This is a genomic window from Pseudomonadota bacterium, assembly GCA_034189865.1.
Taxonomy (GTDB): Bacteria; Pseudomonadota; Gammaproteobacteria; order UBA5335; family UBA5335; genus JAXHTV01.
On sequence record JAXHTV010000008.1, the window covers coordinates 50,242 to 69,003 of the forward strand.

General features: G+C 58.9%; 14 protein-coding genes. 7 read left to right on the forward strand and 7 right to left on the reverse strand.

From position 1 onward, the window contains the following. The first annotated feature begins 39 nt into the window (after positions 1–39). The 6 genes from glgP to SVU69_05765 all read left to right on the forward strand — a co-directional run bounded on the left by glgP (position 40) and on the right by SVU69_05765 (position 7,877). Positions 40–2,640, forward strand: a complete 2,601-nt coding sequence (gene glgP / locus SVU69_05740) for an alpha-glucan family phosphorylase (GenBank protein MDY6942501.1) — start codon at positions 40–42, stop codon at positions 2,638–2,640. Between the two features lie 109 nt (positions 2,641–2,749). Further along, positions 2,750–4,534 (forward strand): NAD(P)H-dependent oxidoreductase subunit E, encoded by a 1,785-nt coding sequence (locus SVU69_05745; GenBank protein MDY6942502.1) that lies wholly within the window; start codon positions 2,750–2,752, stop codon positions 4,532–4,534. A 33-nt stretch (positions 4,535–4,567) separates the two neighbouring features. Continuing rightward, positions 4,568–5,302 (forward strand): 2Fe-2S iron-sulfur cluster-binding protein, encoded by a 735-nt coding sequence (locus tag SVU69_05750; protein ID MDY6942503.1) that lies wholly within the window; start codon positions 4,568–4,570, stop codon positions 5,300–5,302. After that, on the forward strand, positions 5,299–5,838 hold the full coding sequence (locus tag SVU69_05755; GenBank protein ID MDY6942504.1) for an NADP oxidoreductase: 540 nt from the start codon (positions 5,299–5,301) through the stop codon (positions 5,836–5,838). Before SVU69_05750 ends, SVU69_05755 begins: the two co-directional genes overlap by 4 nt. A gap of 9 nt (positions 5,839–5,847) precedes the next feature. After that, positions 5,848–7,338, forward strand: a complete 1,491-nt coding sequence (locus SVU69_05760) for a Ni/Fe hydrogenase subunit alpha (protein ID MDY6942505.1) — start codon at positions 5,848–5,850, stop codon at positions 7,336–7,338. Continuing rightward, the gene (locus SVU69_05765) at positions 7,338–7,877 is read left to right on the forward strand and encodes a hydrogenase maturation protease (GenBank protein ID MDY6942506.1); all 540 of its coding nucleotides are present in this window, start codon (positions 7,338–7,340) and stop codon (positions 7,875–7,877) included. The genes SVU69_05760 and SVU69_05765 overlap by 1 nt, the downstream gene beginning before the upstream one ends. Before the next feature lie 12 nt (positions 7,878–7,889). Here SVU69_05765 and SVU69_05770 read toward each other — a convergent pair whose 3' ends face one another. Further along, positions 7,890–9,125: an aminotransferase class V-fold PLP-dependent enzyme gene (locus tag SVU69_05770; GenBank protein ID MDY6942507.1), complete on the reverse strand. Its 1,236-nt coding sequence runs from the start codon at positions 9,123–9,125 to the stop codon at positions 7,890–7,892. 96 nt (positions 9,126–9,221) lie between these two features. Between SVU69_05770 and SVU69_05775 the strand changes: the two genes are divergently transcribed. Beyond that, positions 9,222–9,995: a glucose 1-dehydrogenase gene (locus SVU69_05775; GenBank protein ID MDY6942508.1), complete on the forward strand. Its 774-nt coding sequence runs from the start codon at positions 9,222–9,224 to the stop codon at positions 9,993–9,995. Between the two features lie 25 nt (positions 9,996–10,020). On the opposite strand, the gene SVU69_05780 is transcribed toward SVU69_05775, so the two are convergent. The 6 genes from SVU69_05780 to SVU69_05805 form a co-directional block, all read right to left on the reverse strand. Next, positions 10,021–10,644 carry a DUF2946 family protein gene (locus tag SVU69_05780; GenBank protein MDY6942509.1) on the reverse strand — a complete coding sequence of 208 codons (624 nt, stop codon included), beginning with the start codon at positions 10,642–10,644 and terminating at the stop codon, positions 10,021–10,023. Between the two features lie 39 nt (positions 10,645–10,683). Beyond that, a complete protein-coding gene (locus SVU69_05785; protein ID MDY6942510.1) occupies positions 10,684–12,342 on the reverse strand; it encodes an AMP-binding protein in 1,659 nt (552 codons plus the stop codon). 114 nt (positions 12,343–12,456) lie between these two features. After that, entirely contained in the window at positions 12,457–14,496 is a 2,040-nt protein-coding gene (locus SVU69_05790) for an NADPH-dependent 2,4-dienoyl-CoA reductase (GenBank protein ID MDY6942511.1), read from the reverse strand. After that, positions 14,493–15,872 (reverse strand): YhjD/YihY/BrkB family envelope integrity protein, encoded by a 1,380-nt coding sequence (locus tag SVU69_05795; protein ID MDY6942512.1) that lies wholly within the window; start codon positions 15,870–15,872, stop codon positions 14,493–14,495. Before SVU69_05795 ends, SVU69_05790 begins: the two co-directional genes overlap by 4 nt. Before the next feature lie 193 nt (positions 15,873–16,065). Continuing rightward, positions 16,066–16,725, reverse strand: a complete 660-nt coding sequence (locus SVU69_05800) for a thiopurine S-methyltransferase (protein ID MDY6942513.1) — start codon at positions 16,723–16,725, stop codon at positions 16,066–16,068. A 90-nt stretch (positions 16,726–16,815) separates the two neighbouring features. Next, positions 16,816–18,603 carry a GspE/PulE family protein gene (locus SVU69_05805; protein ID MDY6942514.1) on the reverse strand — a complete coding sequence of 596 codons (1,788 nt, stop codon included), beginning with the start codon at positions 18,601–18,603 and terminating at the stop codon, positions 16,816–16,818. Positions 18,604–18,762 lie beyond the last annotated feature (159 nt).

The window sequence follows — 18,762 nt, forward strand, 5'->3', positions numbered from 1 at the left end:
TTGTGATGGTTTTGGCGGTGCACAGGAGAGATGAGCACGATGACGCAAAAACACGATAGCGTGTTCATCAGTAGTGCGCAGGCAGGGACGACCTATGAGGTTGAGGCCGTACCCCAGCTTCCACTGATCTTGGAGCGCCTACGTGAGCTGGCTGGGGACCTCTATTACAGTTGGGCCATTGAGGTTCGCCAGCTTTTTCACAACCTGGATCGGGATTTGTGGGTCCAGGTGGGTCATAACCCCAAGTTGTTTTTGCGTCGTGTTGCCCAAGCCAAGCTGAACGAAGCGGCCTGTGATCCGTTGTTTCTCGAAAACTACCACCGGATCCTTTCTGCATACGATTCCTACCTGGAAAACCCACCGAGGGCCGATGTCCAACGTTTTCTGAATCCGGAGACGGATTTGGTGGCCTATTTCTGCGCCGAGTTCGGTTTTCACGAAAGTTTGCCCATGTATTCCGGTGGGCTGGGGATTCTCGCTGGCGATCACTGCAAGGCGGCCAGTGACTTGGGCTTGCCATTTTTCGCCGTTGGGCTGCTCTACGGGTACGGCTATTTCACTCAGACGATTGATGCATTCGGCAATCAAATTGCCAGTTACACCCCATCCAACTTCGGCAACCTGCCGATTTCCCAGGTTTTGGATGTCGAGGGAGAACCCTTGGCAGTTCATCTGGATATGCCCGACGGCCGGGTGTCCGTGCATGTGTGGGCGGTGCGAGTGGGCCACATTCGCCTATATCTGTTGGATACGGATGTGCCGGGGAATGCCCCGCAATACCGTCGGATCACCTCTGAGCTTTACCCTGGCGATAGTGAAAAACGTTTTCAGCAAGAGCTGGTGTTGGGCGTCTGCGGAGTCCGTGCTTTGCGCACGCTAGGGCTCTCGCCCACGGTGTGGCACATCAACGAGGGACATCCCGCTTTTCAAATTCTGGAGCGCTGCCGGGAATATGTGGCACAAGGTTTGAGTTTCGATGCCGCCTTGGAAGCCGTTGCAACCACCACGGTCTTCACCACGCATACGCCGGTACCGGCGGGACACGATGTTTTCCACCAAGGATTGGTTCAGCATTACTTCTCGACTTTCGCCGCAGAGATGAATGTCTCTATGGATCGGCTACTGGAGTTGGGGGTGGGCCCGGGTGGTCAAGGCGGTTTCAATATGACTGCGCTGGCGACGCGTGGCTCCCGCTTTCAGAATGGGGTCAGCCGCATTCATGGGGAAGTCGCTTCGCGCATGTTGGGTTTCATCTGGCCCCGAGTCCCACGTGAAGAGAACCCGGTGCGTTATGTCACCAACGGCGTTCACGTTCCGACCTTTCTGGCTTTTGAGTGGCAGGTGCTGTTCGATATGACATTCGGTCGGGAATGGCGTCGGCAGTTGACATCGGAATCGTTTTGGGAGCGCGTCGACGAGATGCCCGATTATCGGTATTGGAGTACCCGGCAGTCGCTTAAGTCGGAGTTGTTGCGTGATGTGCGGCGTTTGGCGGTGCGTCAATTCCAGCGTAACGGCTTCAGCGAGCTCGAGATCGAGCGGCACACGCAAAATCTTTCGCCCGGTGATAACGATATTTTGATCGTGGGATTCGCCCGTCGGTTCGCCACCTATAAGCGGGCAAACTTGCTGTTCTCCGACCTGGAGCGCTTGATCCGAATCGTATCGAACAGCGAACGGCCTGTGTTGTTTCTATTTGCCGGCAAGGCGCATCCGAAGGACTTGCCCGGCCAACACCTGATCCAGTCGATCTACGATCTGTCTCGGCGGCGGGAGTTCGTCGGAAAACTGATTTTGTTGGAAGGCTACGATATGGCGTTGGCGCGCAAGCTGGTTGCCGGCGTCGACATTTGGTTGAACACGCCCGAGTACCCGCTGGAAGCCAGTGGGACGTCCGGACAGAAAGCCGCTATTAACGGCGCGGTCAACCTGAGCGTGTTGGACGGCTGGTGGGCGGAGGGTTACAACATGCGCAATGGCTGGGCGATTGCACCGCATATCACGCCGCACACTGATCCTGCCACGCGCGACCGGTTCGAAGCACAAGCCTTATTGGATATTCTGGAGCATCAGGCCATACCGCTCTACTATGAACGCAACGGCCACGGTTATTCGGAGGGCTGGGTGTCTGTTTCCAAGGCATCGATGAAATCCACCATACCCCGCTTCAACGCCTCACGTATGGTCCTGGACTATGTCAGGGATCACTACAGCCCAGCCAGCCACGCCGCCGTTCGGCTGCGACATGACGAGGGCGCGAGCGCCCAGCAGTTGGCGGAGTGGAAGCGACGTATCGAGGCGGGTTGGGACCAAGTCCAGGTTAGACGGGTCGATGGTGTGCTCACCGAATTGCCTGCAGACAAAACCCTGCCTATTCGCATCATGGTCCGGCTGGGCGGGTTGCGTGTGAGTGATGTCGCGGTGGAGTGTGTGTTGGGCGTCAAAGAGGATGGCGGGGATTTTACCATTCATCGGCGCATTCCCTTATGCGCGATGGGGGGTGAGAGCGCAGACGAGGAGTTGTTTTCCGTCGACCTAACACTACCCTTATCCGGACTCCAGCACTACAAACTACGGGTCTATCCACGCCACGAACTGATGATTCACCCGCTGGAATCCGGGCTTTTAACTTGGCTCTAGCAGGCAAAATCAATAACGGAAGGAGTGTCCCCATGGCACTGTCTTTGTTTTGTCATCAAGCAGGGCCACGCTGGTGGTCATTGATATGGATGTGGGGCGAAGGCGGCGTATGAATCAAGTGACGGATGCCAATTTGCCAGTCGATCAGGTGCTTGCATCGCACAAGTACGATCCCAATGCGTTATTGCAGATTCTCATCGACCTACAAGCCATCGGCGGCTGGCTGCCGCCCGAATGGCGGGAACAGGTCGCCCAAGCGCTCAAGGTCCCGCGGATTGAATTGGAGGGTGTGGCCGCGTTCTACAGCTTTCTGCGTCTTCAACGTCCTGCGACTTACGAGGTGTTGGTCAGCGACAATATCACCGACCGGATGCTGGGCAATACGGATTTGATCAATCGCCTGTGCAGTAACCTTTCGGCCACCATCGGTGAGATACGTTCTGACGGACGCGTTCGCGTGGCGACGACGTCCTGTACCGGCATGTGTGATCAAGGGCCGGCTGCGCTGATCAACGGCCGTGTCGTGACGCGCCTGAACACCGCTCGGGTGGATGAAATCGCCCGATTGATTGATTCCGAAGTGGCAGTGGAGCAATGGCCGAGCGAACTGTTCGAAGTGAGCAGCCAGATTCAGGTCGCCGGCCCGACGCTGTGTGCCGATTTTGACAACGGTCAGGCCATTCAGGCCGCGTTGCAGTATGGGCCGGCCGGTATCCTCGATGAGTTGGGCCAAGCCAAGCTGCGAGGACATGGCGGCGCGGGTTTCGTTACCGCGAACAAATGGCAATTCTGCCGTAATGCGCCAGGGGATGAAAAAATCGTCGTCTGCAACGCCGATGAAGGTGAGCCGGGTACCTTTAAGGATCGGGTTTTACTGCACAGCTTTGCCGACCGGGTGTTTGAAGGGATGACTGTATGCGCACACGTGCTCGGCGCCCGAAAAGGTTTTCTCTACCTGCGCGGCGAATATGCCTATCTGTGCCCGAGTCTCGAATCCGTGTTGAGCCGACGTCGCGCCGCAGGATTGTTGGGGCGCAATGTGGGGGGCTGCGATGGCTTCGATTTCGATATCCAGATTCACCTGGGGGCGGGCGCTTACATTTGTGGCGAAGAGTCGGCGTTGATCGAGTCTCTCGAAGGACATCGAGGGGTGCCGCGGATTCGCCCGCCCTTTCCGGTGACCAGCGGCTATCGGCATCGACCGACGGTGGTCAACAACGTGGAAACTTTCGCCAACGTCGCGCGTATCGCGGTCCAGGGTGGCGCCACCTTTGGCCAGCTGGGAACGGCGGAATCCACCGGCACGAAAGTGCTGAGTGTGAGCGGCGATTGCACCCAACCCGGGCTCTACGAGTATCCCTTTGGCGTTACGGTCTCGCAGGTGCTGGCCGATTGCGGAGGTAGCGACGCGCAAGCGGTGCAGATTGCAGGAGCGGCCGGCACCCTGGTGCCGGCGAGCGAGTTCCATCGCCGAATCGCCTATGAGGATCTCGCCACGGGTGGTTCGTTCATGGTGCTCGGTCCGCAGCGGGATGTGCTGGACGCGGTGCGTAACTTTGCCCACTTTTTCGCCCACGAAAGTTGCGGGTTTTGCACGCCTTGTCGGGTTGGCACGTCGTTAGTTCGCGATTTGGTTGAAAAGGTCTTCAACGGCCACGGCACTCAAGCGGATCTGGACGAACTTCGCCGCATCGGCGAACTCATGCAGCGCACGAGCCACTGTGGTCTGGGTCAAACGGCGGCCAACCCGATTCTTCAGACGCTGGATCAGTTTCCCCAAGCCTGGTTACAACGATTATCGACCACCGCCTACGAACCGTCTTTCGATCTGGATCAGGCGCTAAGTGCCTCGAGACGAATCACCGGGCGCCATGACGCCGGTTCCCACATTTGAGTCGGTGCCGGCGGTGAGTCAAGGGAACAAATGATGAGTGACGACAAACACATCACAATCGATGGCCGGCAAATACCGTTTGAACCGGGCCAGACGATTATGGATGCGGCCCTGGCGGCCAAGGTCTATATCCCACACCTGTGCCACAACCCGGAGTTTTCGCCCCACGGCAGTTGTCGGGTTTGTTCGGTCCGTCTCGGCGAGCGTATGGTTGCCGCCTGCGCAACACCCGCGGCGCCGGGTCAGGTGATCGACAGCGAAGCCGAGGACATCCGGGAGATGCGGCGGCAACTGTTGCAGATGCTGTTTGTCGAGGGCAATCACGTCTGTCCCGCGTGCGAGAAAAGCGGGGCTTGTCAGTTGCAGGCGGTTGCTTACTACTGTGAGATGCTCTCGCCCCATTTCAAACACTTCTTCCCCAAACGGCCCATCGATGCCAGTCACCCGGATGCGATCATCGATTTCGATCGCTGCATTCTTTGCGAGCTGTGCGTGCGCGCCAGCCGCGACGTGGATCAAAAAAATGTCTTCAGCGTGAGCGGGCGTGGTATCGATGCCCATTTGACCGTGAATTCGCCGTCGGGCCAATTGGGCGATTCGGATTTCGATATCAACGACAAATCGGCCCAGGTTTGTCCGACGGGCGCGATTCTGCCGAAGCACAAAGGGTATGAGGTGCCGATCGGGTCGAGGTTGTACGATCAAGAGCCCATCGACCAGGTGGGCGACGTTGCCGCAGCTCAGAGTCGTAAGGGGGGGAAGCCATGACCAAGCCGACGCTTGCGACCTGTTCCCTGGCCGGCTGTTTTGGTTGCCACATGTCGTTTTTGGATATCGACGAGCGAATCATCGATCTGGTCGACCGGATTCAGTTCGACGCCAGCCCACTGACCGATCTGAAACGGATTCAAGGGCGGGTGAATATCGGTTTGGTGGAAGGGGGCGTTGCCAATGCGGAAAACGTCCATGTCTTGCAGCATTTTCGCCAGCATTGCGACGTCTTGGTGGCGATCGGCGCGTGCGCGATCAATGGCGGGATTCCCGCCATGCGCAACAAATTCGAACTGGAAGACTGTCTCAAGGAGTCTTATCTGGATGGTATCGGTGTGGCGGATCCGCAAATTCCCAACGATCCGGAAATTCCGCTGCTGCTGGACCAGGTTCATCCGATTCACGAAGTGGTGAAAATCGACTATTTCTTGCCGGGTTGCCCCCCATCCGGGGACGCGATCTGGACCTTCTTGATGGAGTTGCTGGACGGCCAGGACATCAAATTTCCCTATCGGCAAATTCATTATGACTGAGGGCGCGTCATGACGTCGGAATTGGAAACCACCGAAAACCGGGACAACCTCACCCGGGTGGTCATTGAGCCGGTCACCCGGGTTGAGGGGCATGGCAAAGTGACGCTGCTGCTGGACGATCAGAACCAGATTCGCCAGGCACGCTTGCATATCGTTGAATTCCGCGGGTTCGAGAAGTTCATTCAGGGGCGCCCGTACTGGGAAGTTCCGGTGCTGGTGCAGCGGCTGTGCGGTATCTGTCCGGTGAGTCATCAGTTGGCCGGCGGCAAGGCCGTGGACATGCTCGTTGGCGCGTCGCAGCTGACGCCCACGGCCGAGAAAATCCGCCGGCTCATGCATCTCGGGCAGACCCTGCAATCCCATGCCACGCATTTTTTCCACCTGGCCTCCCCCGATTTGCTGTTCGGCTACGATGACGAAGTGGCGCACCGCAACATCATCGGTGTGATTGCCGACCGGCCGAATGTCGCTCTCCAGGGCGTGAAGCTGCGTAAGTACGGTCAGGAAGTTATCCGGGTCTGTTCCGGCAAGCGGGTTCACGGTACTTGCGCCATTCCCGGTGGCGTGAACAAATCCTTGAGCATCTCGGAGCGCGATGAGCTGCTGGCCGATGTGGATCAGATGATTGCTTGGGCCGGTGAGGGCGTGAGACTGATTCGCAATATTTACGAAGCCAGTCGAAACTACTACGAGAACTTCGGCCTGATTCGATCCAACTTCATGGCGCTCACCCGCCCGGACGGGGCCCTGGAGCTGTACCACGGCGGGTTGCGCCTGACCGATGCGCAAGGGCAGGTGCTGTTCGATCATCTCGACTATGTGGATTACGAACAGTACATTCAGGAACAGGTCAAGCCTTGGACCTACATGAAATTTCCGTTTATCCGCAGCCTCGGGCCGGACGACGGTTGGTACCGGGTCGGTCCGCTGGCCCGAGTGAACGCCTGTGACTTTATCGACACGCCGTTGGCGGAGGCCGAACGGGTTGCATTCAAAGCGCTTGCGGGCGCTGAACCCATGCACGGCGCCCTGGCCTACCATTGGGCGCGGATGATTGAGGTACTGCATTGTGCCGAGGCGATCAAAGTCTTGCTGCACGACCCGGATGTGTTAGGGCAAGAGTTGCGTACCACCGGCACGCTGCAATCCGAAGGGGTGGGGGTGATTGAAGCGCCCCGAGGCACTTTGTTCCATCACTACCGAATCGACGAACAGGGGTTGGTGACCAAGGCTAATTTGATCGTGTCCACCACCAACAACAACCAGGCGATGAACGAGTCTGTGCGCCAGGTGGCGAGCCGTTATCTCAACGGTCGCGAGTTGACCGAACCCTTGTTGAACCAGATCGAAGTGGTGATTCGCGCTTACGACCCGTGTCTATCCTGCGCCACCCACGCCCTGGGCAGGATGCCGCTTAAAGTGGAATTGGTCCAGGCGGACGGCACCGTGGTCGACGCCTTGAGCAAGAGCAGTACTGGCGATATTGCCCGGATGGTGTGATGGCCGGTCTCTTCGCTCCGGCGTTGGTCTTTGCCTACGGGAATCCGAGCCGGGGCGATGACGCGCTGGGTCCCGAATTTGCCCGCTGGCTGGCGACAGAAGACACGTCGGGCCAGGGCTTCTCCGGCGTGGAGCTGTTAACCGATTTTCAGCTACAGCTGGAGCACACCCTGGATATGCTCGGACGGCGCTTGGTTCTATTTGTGGATGCCAGCGCCAGCGGGCCAGACCCCTATGCTTTTTTCCCCGTCCAGGCGGAGCGCGATTTCGGATACACCAGCCACGCCTTGGCGCCTGCGACCTTGTTGGCTGTGTTTCAAGGCGTTCATGCCGAGGCTCCGCCGCCTTCGTTTGTGCTGGCCATTCGTGGCTATGGTTTCGAGCTGGGCGAGCCCTTGAGCGCCCAGGCCCGAAGTAATCTGGAGGCGGCTAAGCAGTTTGCCGAGCGACTGCTCACCGACCCGGATCCGCTGCGTTGGTCGGACTTGTGCGGCGAGGCGCCTAAGGCGCAGGGAAGATTCGGGGTTGCGGCAGGCTAAAGCGTTCGCCTTCTAGCGTGTCCAGTCTGGCGATTCGGCCAAAAGTTGGCGCAAGGTCCGCGTGAACCGGTCGATGTCGACCCGCGAATTGTGGACGCCTACCGATATCCGAAGCACCCCCGGCTCTCCCAGATCATCCAAGGTCCACGGCGCGTTGAAGCGTCCGTAGCGGACCGCGATTCCTGAATCAGCCAATCGCTTGACGCATTGAGCGCCATCGATCGACGGCGGTAGACGAAAAGCCAGGGTGCCGGCCTGTTCTTCCACCGGGCCGCCGGTCAGTGTGCGAAGCACTTTGAGCTCACCCACCGAATGGTATAGATGGCTCAAAAGCGCCGTTTCGTGCTCGGCGACAGCTGCGTAGCCATCCAAGTATTGCTGTCTGCGAGGCCTGGTTTGATTATCCGCCAGGCGGGCATAGAAATCGGCCACCGCCGTGGCGGCATAGGTTTGGGCGTAGTCGAAACTATCAGCCTGCAACCGCTCATTCACGGACCGCGGGGCCGTGGGTGCGATGGCCAGCAAGGCGAGTTGCGGGCCGTAGCATTTGAACAAACTCAGGGCGTAATAGTCGGCGCCGATTTCGCTCAGTTGCACCGGCCGATGCGCTGCGAGGGCGGTGCCATCCACGCACACAGGAATGCCATGGGCGTGCGCTTCCCGGACGATATCCGCCACCGGCTGTATCGCGCCGGTGACGTGACTCGCGTGGGTCATGCAGATCAGGCGGGTTTTGCCCGGTGTGATGAGCGACCGCAGTTGGTCCGCCTCCAGGCGGCCATGATCACCGGCAGACCACCAACGAACGCGGACTCCCTGTCGTTTCAAGGCCAGCCAGGGGTTGGCGTTGGCCATGTGCTCCAGCCGGCTGACGATCACCTCATCTCCCACTGACCAATCATCAGCCAAGGCGTCGGCGAGGTGCCTGAGTAGGGTCGTGACGCTTTGTCCGGCAACCAGGGTGGTTCCGGCGGAGCCGTCCAGCCAGCGGCAAAGGTGATTCAACGACGCTTGGATGACCCGGTGGGCCCGACCGGAGCGGTGATACGGCCCGCCCAATTGGGCGCGTGCTCGATGGCAAAATCGGCTATAGCGTTCAACGCACGCCCGCAAGATGGGTGTACCGGCCGCATTGTCCAAAAATACCGGCTCGCCCGATTCCAGCAGATCACTGGGATGGGTCAGCGGCCTCCGGCCGTTGGCGCCGGTTTGGCTCGGGTGGCTCGGCTGATCTATGCTTGGATCCATTTGCGTCAGCTGTCTCTACGTGGTGGTCGAACCGTCGGCCGGAAGGGCGTCAGGTCTATCGACCACGCGCTCGAAATCGAGGAGTGAATGGATATCATGACTGAGAATATCAAGGATCAGTTTAATCTCGAAGGTAAGGTGGCCATCGTCACCGGCGCCAGCAAAGGCATTGGCGAAGGGATCGCCTTGGCGTTGGCGCAGTTCGGTGCTCGGGTGGTGATTAGCAGCCGCAAGCAGGAAGCGGTCGACGAGGTGGCGAACCGGTTTAAAGAGGCGGGTTTGGAAGCGACCGGCGTGGCGGCCCATATGGGCGATATGGCGCAGGCGCGCGCTTTGGTGGACCGAACGGTCGAGATCTACGATGGCGTCGATATCATCGTCAACAATGCGGCGACCAATCCGGTTTTCGGGCCGATGGTCAACGCCGACGAAGGCGTGTTCGGCAAAATTATGTCGGTGAATGTGCAAGGTCCCTTGGAGTTGTCGAAGCAGGCGCTGCCTATCATGCGTCAACGCGGCGGGGGTTCCATTATCAATATCGCCAGCGTCGGCGGTTTACATCCCGAGCGCATGCTGGGCCTTTACAGTGTGAGTAAATCGGCCCTGATCAGTTTGACCAAAGTGATGGCCAAGGAGTGGGGCGGTATGGGCGTTCGGGCCAACGCGATCTGTCCCGGTCTGATCAAGACCAAGTTCAGCCAGGCGCTTTGGCAAAACGAGCAGTTGGTAAAACAGGCTTTGGCCATGGCACCGATCAATCGCATCGGAACGCCTGAAGACATCGCGGGTTTGGCCGTCTTTTTGGCCTCCAATGCATCGGCTTATTGCACCGGTGGCGTGTATGTGGTGGACGGAGGCATGACGGTCTGATCGGCCAGTTTGGCTGGGGCTGGTGTCAGGCCGGCGTCGGCGCTGAGTCGTCGGCGGCCGGCTGCGGATTCTGGATGAAGCCGAAGCGTTGGGGTACTTCGCCGGCGCGGATGGGTCGGACCGCGACGCGCTGTTCGCCGTAACCCAGGACAATCACCGTCTCGGCGTCTTGCGACATGAGCCGCTCAATGCGGTCGGCCAGCTCACGGTCGGTTAGCGGCTGGCCATCTTCGTCCAGCATGCAGGATGTCAAAGCGTCCAGGTCGCGATCGTCCAACACGCCGATGCCGAGCTCCGTTTCCAACAACAGCGAGCCTTCCTGGTCCATCCAGCTGCTGACGATCCGTTGGACTTCGATTCCGGTATGGCTTAGCAGGGAGCCTGGGCTGCCGGCGTTCCGTCCGCCGGCCAGGTGATAAACCCAGGGTGTATAGGCCAGCGCCACGAAGACCTTTTGTGGTCCATTTTGGAAGTACCACGCCCCGTGCTCGTCGCACAGGTAGTTGCGGGCAATGAACGCGATCGTTCTCTCGTGTCGCAGCAAGCGACCTTCAAGCAACCAACGGCCCCGTCGGTCCAGTGATAACCAGTGATATGCGGCCGGTACATTGGGCCATTTTTTCATTGCCAGTCGTACGCTTTCGTCCATGATTCTCGAGCGGTATCACCTTGCTGGGGTCAGGGTTGCTCAGCCGCGCAGCTCCCGGCGCAGGATTTTACCCACGTTTGATTTCGGGAGCTCGGACCGGAATTCGATGACTTTGGGTACTTTATAGCCCGTTAAGTATTGGCGGCAATGGGCGAGGATTTCTTCCTCGGTGAGATCGTCCCGTTTCGGGACGATCACGGCTTTGACCACCTCGCCGGATTTTTCATCCGGAATGCCCACCACGCCGGCTTCGAGTATATCCGGGTGCATGGCCAGGACATCCTCGACTTCATTCGGGAAGACGTTAAAGCCCGAGACGACAACCATGTCTTTCTTCCGGTCGACCAAGCGGAAAAAACCGTCGTCGGCCATGAGTCCCATGTCGCCGGTGTGTAGCCAACCGTCGGGAGCGAGCACTTTGGCAGTCTCCTCCGGCCGATTCCAATACCCCTTCATCACTTGCGGTCCGCGAATGCAGATTTCGCCGACTTCGCCTGCCGGCAGCGGCTGGCCCGCCGGATCGAAAATCGCCAGTTCGGTGGAGGGCAGGGGCAGGCCGATGGAGCCGTTATATTCCGCCAGGTCCGGGGGGTTGATGGTGGCCGCCGGGGCGCTTTCCGTCAGGCCATAAGCCTCCACCAGGGTGACCCCCGTAACGGCCTTCCACCGTTCGGCAACGGCGCGTTGCACCGCCATGCCGCCACCCAAGGCCATACGAAACGACGAGAAGTCCAACTGCTGAAACTGCTCGTTCTGAAGCAGGGCGTTGAAGAGTGTGTTCACGCCCGTGAGCGCGGTGAACTTCAGCTTGGAAAGCTCCTTGACGAAGGCCGGGATGTCTCGTGGGTTGGTGATGAGGACATTGAACCCGCCCAGATGCATGTAGGTGAGACAGTTCGCGGTCAACGAGAAGATGTGGTAAAGCGGTAGCGCCGTGATGATTGTGTCTTCACCGACTCGGGTGTGCGGCGAAATCCAGGTCGAGGCTTGGAGTACATTCGCGACCATATTGCCGTGGGTGAGCATGGCTCCTTTGGAAACACCCGTGGTGCCCCCGGTGTACTGCAAAAATGCCAAGTCGTCGTGATTGAGCTGTGGCGGCTTGAAGGGTTGCGTTCGGCCTTCCGCTAAGGCACGCCGCAGCGGCACGGGATCTTTCAGCTGCCAGTCGGGAACCATCTTACGAACGCGCTTAACGACAAAATTAACCAGCGCCCGTTTCGGAAAGGGCACCAGATCGCCGATCTGTGTGGTGATAACGCGATCAAGCTTCACCCGGTCGATGACTTGTTGGACCACGTGAGCGAAGTTCTCCAAGACCACGATTGCGCGGGCGCCCGCGTCGTTCAGTTGGTGTTCCAGTTCCCGGGCGGTATACAAAGGGTTCACGTTGACCACGACCATGCCGGCCCGAAGAATACCAAACAAGGCGACCGGGTATTGCAGCACGTTGGGCATCATGATCGCGACACGGTCGCCTTTGTTCAGACCTAAAGAACTTTGCAAATAGGCCGCGAATTCCCGGCTGAGCCGGTCGACATCGGAGAACGTGAGCGGCGAGCCCATGTTGGCGTACATGGGGCGGTTGGCGAACCGATTCACGCTGTGTTCGAACATTTCGGCTAGCGACGCGTACTGTGTTGGGTCGATATGTTCCGGAATGCCGGTGGGATACTGAGCCAACCACGGTTTGTTCATGTCTTTTGTTTTCTCCACAATCCGATACACGGGCACATTCGCATTCATTATGAATGCTCTCAACCGATTAGGTTTCCGGGTGGCGCGGAGGCGAACCCATTGATTCTTCAGAGCTTAGACTTGGGCGGCCAGTCGTGTTGCCTGGTCGATCGCCCGCTTCGCGTCCAGTTCGCTAGCCACATCGGCACCTCCAACGAGATCGACCGCAAGTCCCGCTGCCTTGAGTGGCTCAGCCAACGAACGCAGTGATTCCTGGCCGGCACAAATCACAATGGTGTCCACCGGTAAGGTTTGGTGATCATCGTTGACCTGGATATGTAAGCCCTGGTCGTCGATGGACTCGTAGCGGACGCCGGTCCATATTTTCACGCCGCGCAGCGACAGTGTTTCCCGATGGGCCCAGGCGGTGGTTTTTCCGAGTTTGCTACCCACTTTCCCTGACGAGCGCTGGAGAAGGTGAATGGTTCGTTGGCCGCTATGCGTCTGGACTTTTTTGCTCGCCAGACCGCCGCGAATCGACAAATCGGTGCTCACGCCCCATTCGGCGAAGAACGCATCGGTATCCAACCCAGGAGAGGGTTCACCAGCCCGGTGACTGAGGTAATGCGCCGTGTCGACCCCAATGCCGCCCCCGCCGATCAGCGCCACGCGCGCGCCCACGGGTTTTCGATCCGTCAGGGCGTCAACGTAAGTGATGACGCTGGGGTGCTCGATCCCCGGGATCTGCGGAACTCGCGCCGTAACGCCCGTGGCCAAAATGACCCGATCAAATCCGCCACTGGTCAAGGATTGCAAAGTGGCTTCGGTGTTCAGCCGGACAGTGACTTTCAGTCGTTGCAGTCGATGGGAGAAGTAGCGAATGGTTTCATGGTACTCCTCTTTTCCCGGAACCCGTCGGGCGAGCTTGAATTGCCCGCCCAACTCGTCGCTGGCTTCGAACAGTGTGACGCGGTGTCCCCGTTCGGCGGCGACAGTGGCATAGGCCAGTCCGGCCGGTCCGCCGCCTACGATGGCGATGTGCTGTGGACGACCCATTTCCGCATAGTTCAATTCGGTTTCGTGGCAGGCTCGGGGGTTGACCAGGCAGGAAGTCATGCGTCCCGAGAACGTATGATCCAGGCAGGCTTGGTTGCAGGCGATACAGGTGTTGATCTCCTCGACGTGGTTGTCCCGCACTTTTTGCACGAAGTGCGAATCGGCCAGCATGGGGCGGGCCATGGAAACCATATCGGCGACACCATCGGCCAATAGCCGCTCGGCGACGTCAGGCATGTTGATGCGGTTACTGGCGATCACCGGAATGCCCACCGCCGCTTTTACCCGCCCGGTGGCAAAAGCAAATGCGGCGCGGGGGACCATGGTGGCGATGGTGGGAATCCGTGCTTCGTGCCAGCCGATCCCGGTATTGATCAGGCTGGCGCCGGCGGCTTCGATGGCTTGCGCCAGTTGGACGATTTCCTGCCCCGTGCTGCCGTCTGTGACCAAGTCCAGCATGGACTCGCGATAAATCACGATAAACTCATTGCCGACACGATCTCTGACCCGTTGCACGATCGCCGTGGGAAAGCGCATCCGGCCTTCGAAGCTGCCGCCCCATTGATCATCCCGTTGATTGGTGCGCGGTGCCAACCATTGATTGATGAGATAACCCTCGGAGCCCATGATCTCAACGCCATCGTAGCCGGCGTAGCGCGCCAATTCGGCCGCCTGAGCGAAATCGTCGATGGTTTGTTCGACCTCCTCGGCGGTCATGGCATGGGGTTTGAAGGGGTTGATGGGCGCTTGGATGGCCGAAGGGGCGGCCGACTTGGGGTTGTAAGCGTAGCGACCGGCGTGGATGAGTTGCAGGGCGATCTTTCCGCCCTCGTCATGCACCCGCCGGGTGATGACGCGGTGTGCTTCGGCTTCTTCCTCGGTGGTCATTTTGCGAGCGCCCATGGCCAAAGCGCCGGTGGCGTTGACGCCAAACCCGCCGGTGACAATCAGGGCCACGCCGCCCCGAGCGCGCTCGCCGTAGAATTGCGCCATTCGCTCGAATCCATGTCGGGCTTCTTCCAGACCGGTGTGCATGGAACCCATCATGACGCGGTTACTCAGCGTGCAGTGCCCCAAATCCAGTGGGCTGAGCAGCCTGGGGTAAGTGGTGTCGGTCATGCGGGTCTCCTTTCGGTGATATCGTTTTGTTCTGTTTCGCTCGTGGTCTCTTCCGGACCCGCCGGTTCCACCAACTGGCGCAGCGTGCGTTCGCCCAAGGTCTGGTGAATGGCCTGATCCAGTGCTTGTCGCAAGCCGACCACCGGTGCTGCAAGACGGCTGGGCGCTGATTGCTGTTGTTCCGTCGGATCGCGTCGGACGCAGTTCAGAATATCGGTCAGACGAATCTGGTTGAGGTCGTAGCCCGGGACATAACAAGGTTCCCGCTCGCCTATTTCCAGTAGCAACCCCCCGTCGATGAGTTGCCCGACGGTGGATGAGAGTTCCACGCCGGTTACGCCGAGGTGGTGGGCCAATTCATCTGACGTGGGTGGTTTCGATTTAGCCAAAAAGCGCTGACCGACCATATACATGATGGACAAGGCGAGGTTTTCCCGCACTTCGCCGGGCGTGGGAGCCCGGCCGTTGCCCTTTGGCGAGAGAAAGCGGGGGTTTTGCACGTAGAACGCCGTTTGAGCACCCACCAGCAGAATCAACCAACTCAAATACAACCAGATGAGCAGCAAGATCAGGATGGCGAAGCTCGAATAGATGGCGTCAAAACGGGTACTGGAGGCCGCGAAATAGGCGAAAGCTCGGCCTGCCAATTGCCAAAGTATGGCCGCGACCACGCCACCGCTCAGTGCCGCGCCGAGGCGAACCCGGGTATTGGGCAGAAAGCTGTAGGTAAAGGAAAAGGCTGCACCGATCAAAACGTAGGGCATCAGCAGTGTTGTGAGATAAAGGCCCGTGCCGAGCGGTTTGATGGCGAGGAAATACTGCACGATTTCACTGCTGAGGACCGATGCGGTGGCGCCGGTGGCGGTAATGTAGAGCAGCGGGCCGACCAGGATGACGCTGAGGTAGTCGCTGAAACGCCGTGCCAGACGCCGGGGCTGGTCGATTTTCCAGATCTGATTGAAACTGGTTTCGATCTTCTGAATCAGAGAAATCACCGTGTAGATCAAAAAGCCCAAGCCGATCGAGCCGAGCACCCCCACGCGCATATTTTCGACGAAGCCAATGACTTCTTTGGTGATCGTGACGCCTTGTGACCCGAGTGGCTCCAGCAGGGTCGCGAGCAAGGGTTCGACCATGTTGTGAACCCCAAAGGCTTTGAGCACGGAGAAACTCAACGCCAGTAATGGGACGAGGGATAACAAGGTGGTGTACACCAAGCTCATGGCCTGGAGTTGCAGTGGGCCGCGCCAGGCATCGCGAATCACGTTGTGAAACAAACGTAGCGTCCCGAACAGCAGACGTTTGGGCCAGGGTGCGGTCTCCAGATCCGGGGACCATAGCCAATCGGAAACGGTGTCAGCGACGATCTGTAGCATGGTGGGTCCTACGGGTGTTCGTCTGCGCGCATGCCGATTCTTCAGCCGGCTGTGCGGGTGCGCAGTTGCTATCGTGGTCCAGCAAGGTCGACCAATAAGCATACTATCATTGCTGATGCGCCTCGAAAGTGCTGTGACGTTCCATGCGACCGCGCGAGCTACAACACGCCGGTGAGGTTGATGCGAGCGGTGCTCAGGGGTGAAAGGAAATCCGGTAGGCCGATTCGGTCAGCGCTGATAGCCCTTTTTGAATAAAGCGGGGCTCTTCGGACAAAATGTCTATGCGCTCCAGGCACTGGACGTTGGCGTGGGTGCCGAAGAGCTGGTGAATCTCTTGGCTGGAAACGGAAAAAGGCGGGCCGTTCATTTCGCCGAGGGGATAATCCAAGGCGATGAGCAGTGCCTCTGATCCTCGGGTGACCAAGTCGCCTATTTGCGTGGCATAACGTGTGCGCAGCGTCTCGGGAAGGGCAATCAGGGCGGCGCGATCATAGACGGCGTCGAATGTGCCGATGAGCTTAGGGGTCAGCTCGAAGAAGTCGCCCACCCAGATTTGGTAAGGGCCGCCGGACCAGACATCGAAACCGCCCCGGCGTTCCTGAGCGGGTTCCAGCTTGGCTTGCGAAAAGAAGGCTTCCGCAGCCAAATGGCTGAGCTCGATTCCAACCACTTGCTGGCCCTGTTCGGCCAGGAAAATCATGTCGACAGACTTGCCGCATAGCGGAACCAAAACGCGCGTGCCCGCGGGAATCGCGAATGTCGGCCAATGCCCGGCAAGCAGCGGATGAACATCGGATCGGTGGAAACCGATCTCGCCCCTGGTCCAACGTTCTTGCCAAAAATCCGGGTTCATCGATGATGCTCTGCTGCCCTGTGGTTCGGATGTCACATGATATCAACCCATTGCGGCGGCGTGTCGGTTTGACACACTGCAGGGGTTGGCTCAGCGGTTTCGCAGCGCAAACACTTCTTGGAGTGCAGTGCGCTTTTCCCGAGCCAGTTGCAGGGCATGATCGGACATCGGGCGCATGCCGTTGTTTACGGCCCCGGCAAAAATCTCTTCACTGGGTGCCCCTTGGCGTATCAGGCTGGCAACCTCAGGGCTGTTGACCAGCAGCTCGTAAATCACGGTTCGCCCTTTGAAGCCGGTATGGTGGCATTGTTCGCAGCCGCTTCCCCGATAGAATACTTCTCCCGCGTGGACATTCAGGGATTGTGCGACATGGGGATCGACGGTTTCCACTTCCAGACAGCGGGGGCAGTTGAGGCGAATCAGCCGCTGGGCGATCACCCCGAGGAGTGTCGAGCTCAGTAGATAGGGTTCGATGCCCATGTCCAGCAGTCGGCCAATGGTGCCGGCCGCTTCGTTGGTGTGGAGCGTGCTCAACATCAAGTGGCCTGTTAGGGCCGCTTGGGTGGCGATGCGCGCCGTTTCTGTATCACGAATTTCCCCCACCATGATCACATCCGGGTCATGCCGAAGGATATGCCGCAAGGCGCGGGCGAAGTCGTACCCGATATGATTATTAACCTGAATTTGCTCCATGCCCTCGAGTTGATACTCCACCGGGTCTTCGACGGTAATGGTGTGGCATTCCCGACGGGCGATTTGGGACAGCATGGCATAGAGCGTGGTGGTTTTGCCGGAGCCGGTGGGGCCGGTGACGAGAAACATACCTTGGGCACGATTGGCGAAATCAACAAGCCAAGCGTGGTCTTTTTCCTGAAACCCGATTTCCTTGAGAGGGCGAACTCCCCGCTGTTTATCGAGGATGCGAATCACCACGCTCTCACCGTTCACCGTGGGGATCACCGACATTCGCAAGTCCACCGGATGGTTCCGTTTCGATACCCGGGCGTTGCCGTCCTGCGGAAGCCGCCGTTCGGCGATGTTCATCCCCGCGATGATTTTGATCCGTGCCACCAATGCCGCCAGCAGCCCACGATCCAGGGTTCTGGCCAAGTGCAGTTTGCCGTCCACGCGGTGATAGATGTTGATTCGATCGGGCGTTGGTCGGATGTTGATATCCGATGCGCCCTCGTGGATTCCGCGCATGATGATGGCGTTTACCAAACGGACTACCGGTTTGCGGCTGCCTTCGATTTCGGCCTGGTAGTCCGGTTTGCTGGGATCTTTGGCGCCATCGATATTGCTGGCCGGGGTGGAGAAGTTGAGTTCTTCCAAGGCCTGATCGGCAGCTTCGGAGGCATAGTAGCGATGCAGCGCTTGGCCGATGTCCTCGGTCGAGGCCAGTAGCGGGTGAATGGTTCGGCCGGTGAAGAAGCGGATGTTGCTTAGTGCTTGGTCGTCGAACGGGTCGGCGGTGGCGACAATCAGTGCGCCGCTGATAATGGCCAAGGGAAGTATCTCGTATTCCAGTGCCATCCGGTCAGGAATGATGGCAACGATCTCCGGGCGGATTTGAAAATTACGCAGACGGATACGTGCGATTCCGAATTGTTCGGAAAGCAGTTCAGTGATTTGTTGCCCGGTGATCTGTTGCTGTTTGACCAGCCACTCCCCGAGCCGCGGGGCTTGGGGTTGTTCTGTTTCCCGAAGCGCGTTGTTGAGATCGGCTGGTCCGATATAGCCACGCTCCAGCAGCATCTCGCCGAGCCGTCTGCCGGCTCCCTTGCGAGCTTGCTCAATGAGCGCTTCGAGGCCATGTTCGTCTTCGACATCAGACCCCAGTGACTCGATGTTTAAGGCGAGCCGATTGTCAACGGACACAACGATATCCCCGGGTCTTGTGACGACCTGGCTTTGTCCGTACAGGGCATGTTGCCCTCCGGGTTAGGCATCGGAGTCCGCGTCGGTGTGCTCCAATTTCACGCCGTGCGTGCGATGCTGCCGATCGTCTTTTTGTTATTGGTACGTCGTCGCTTGGGA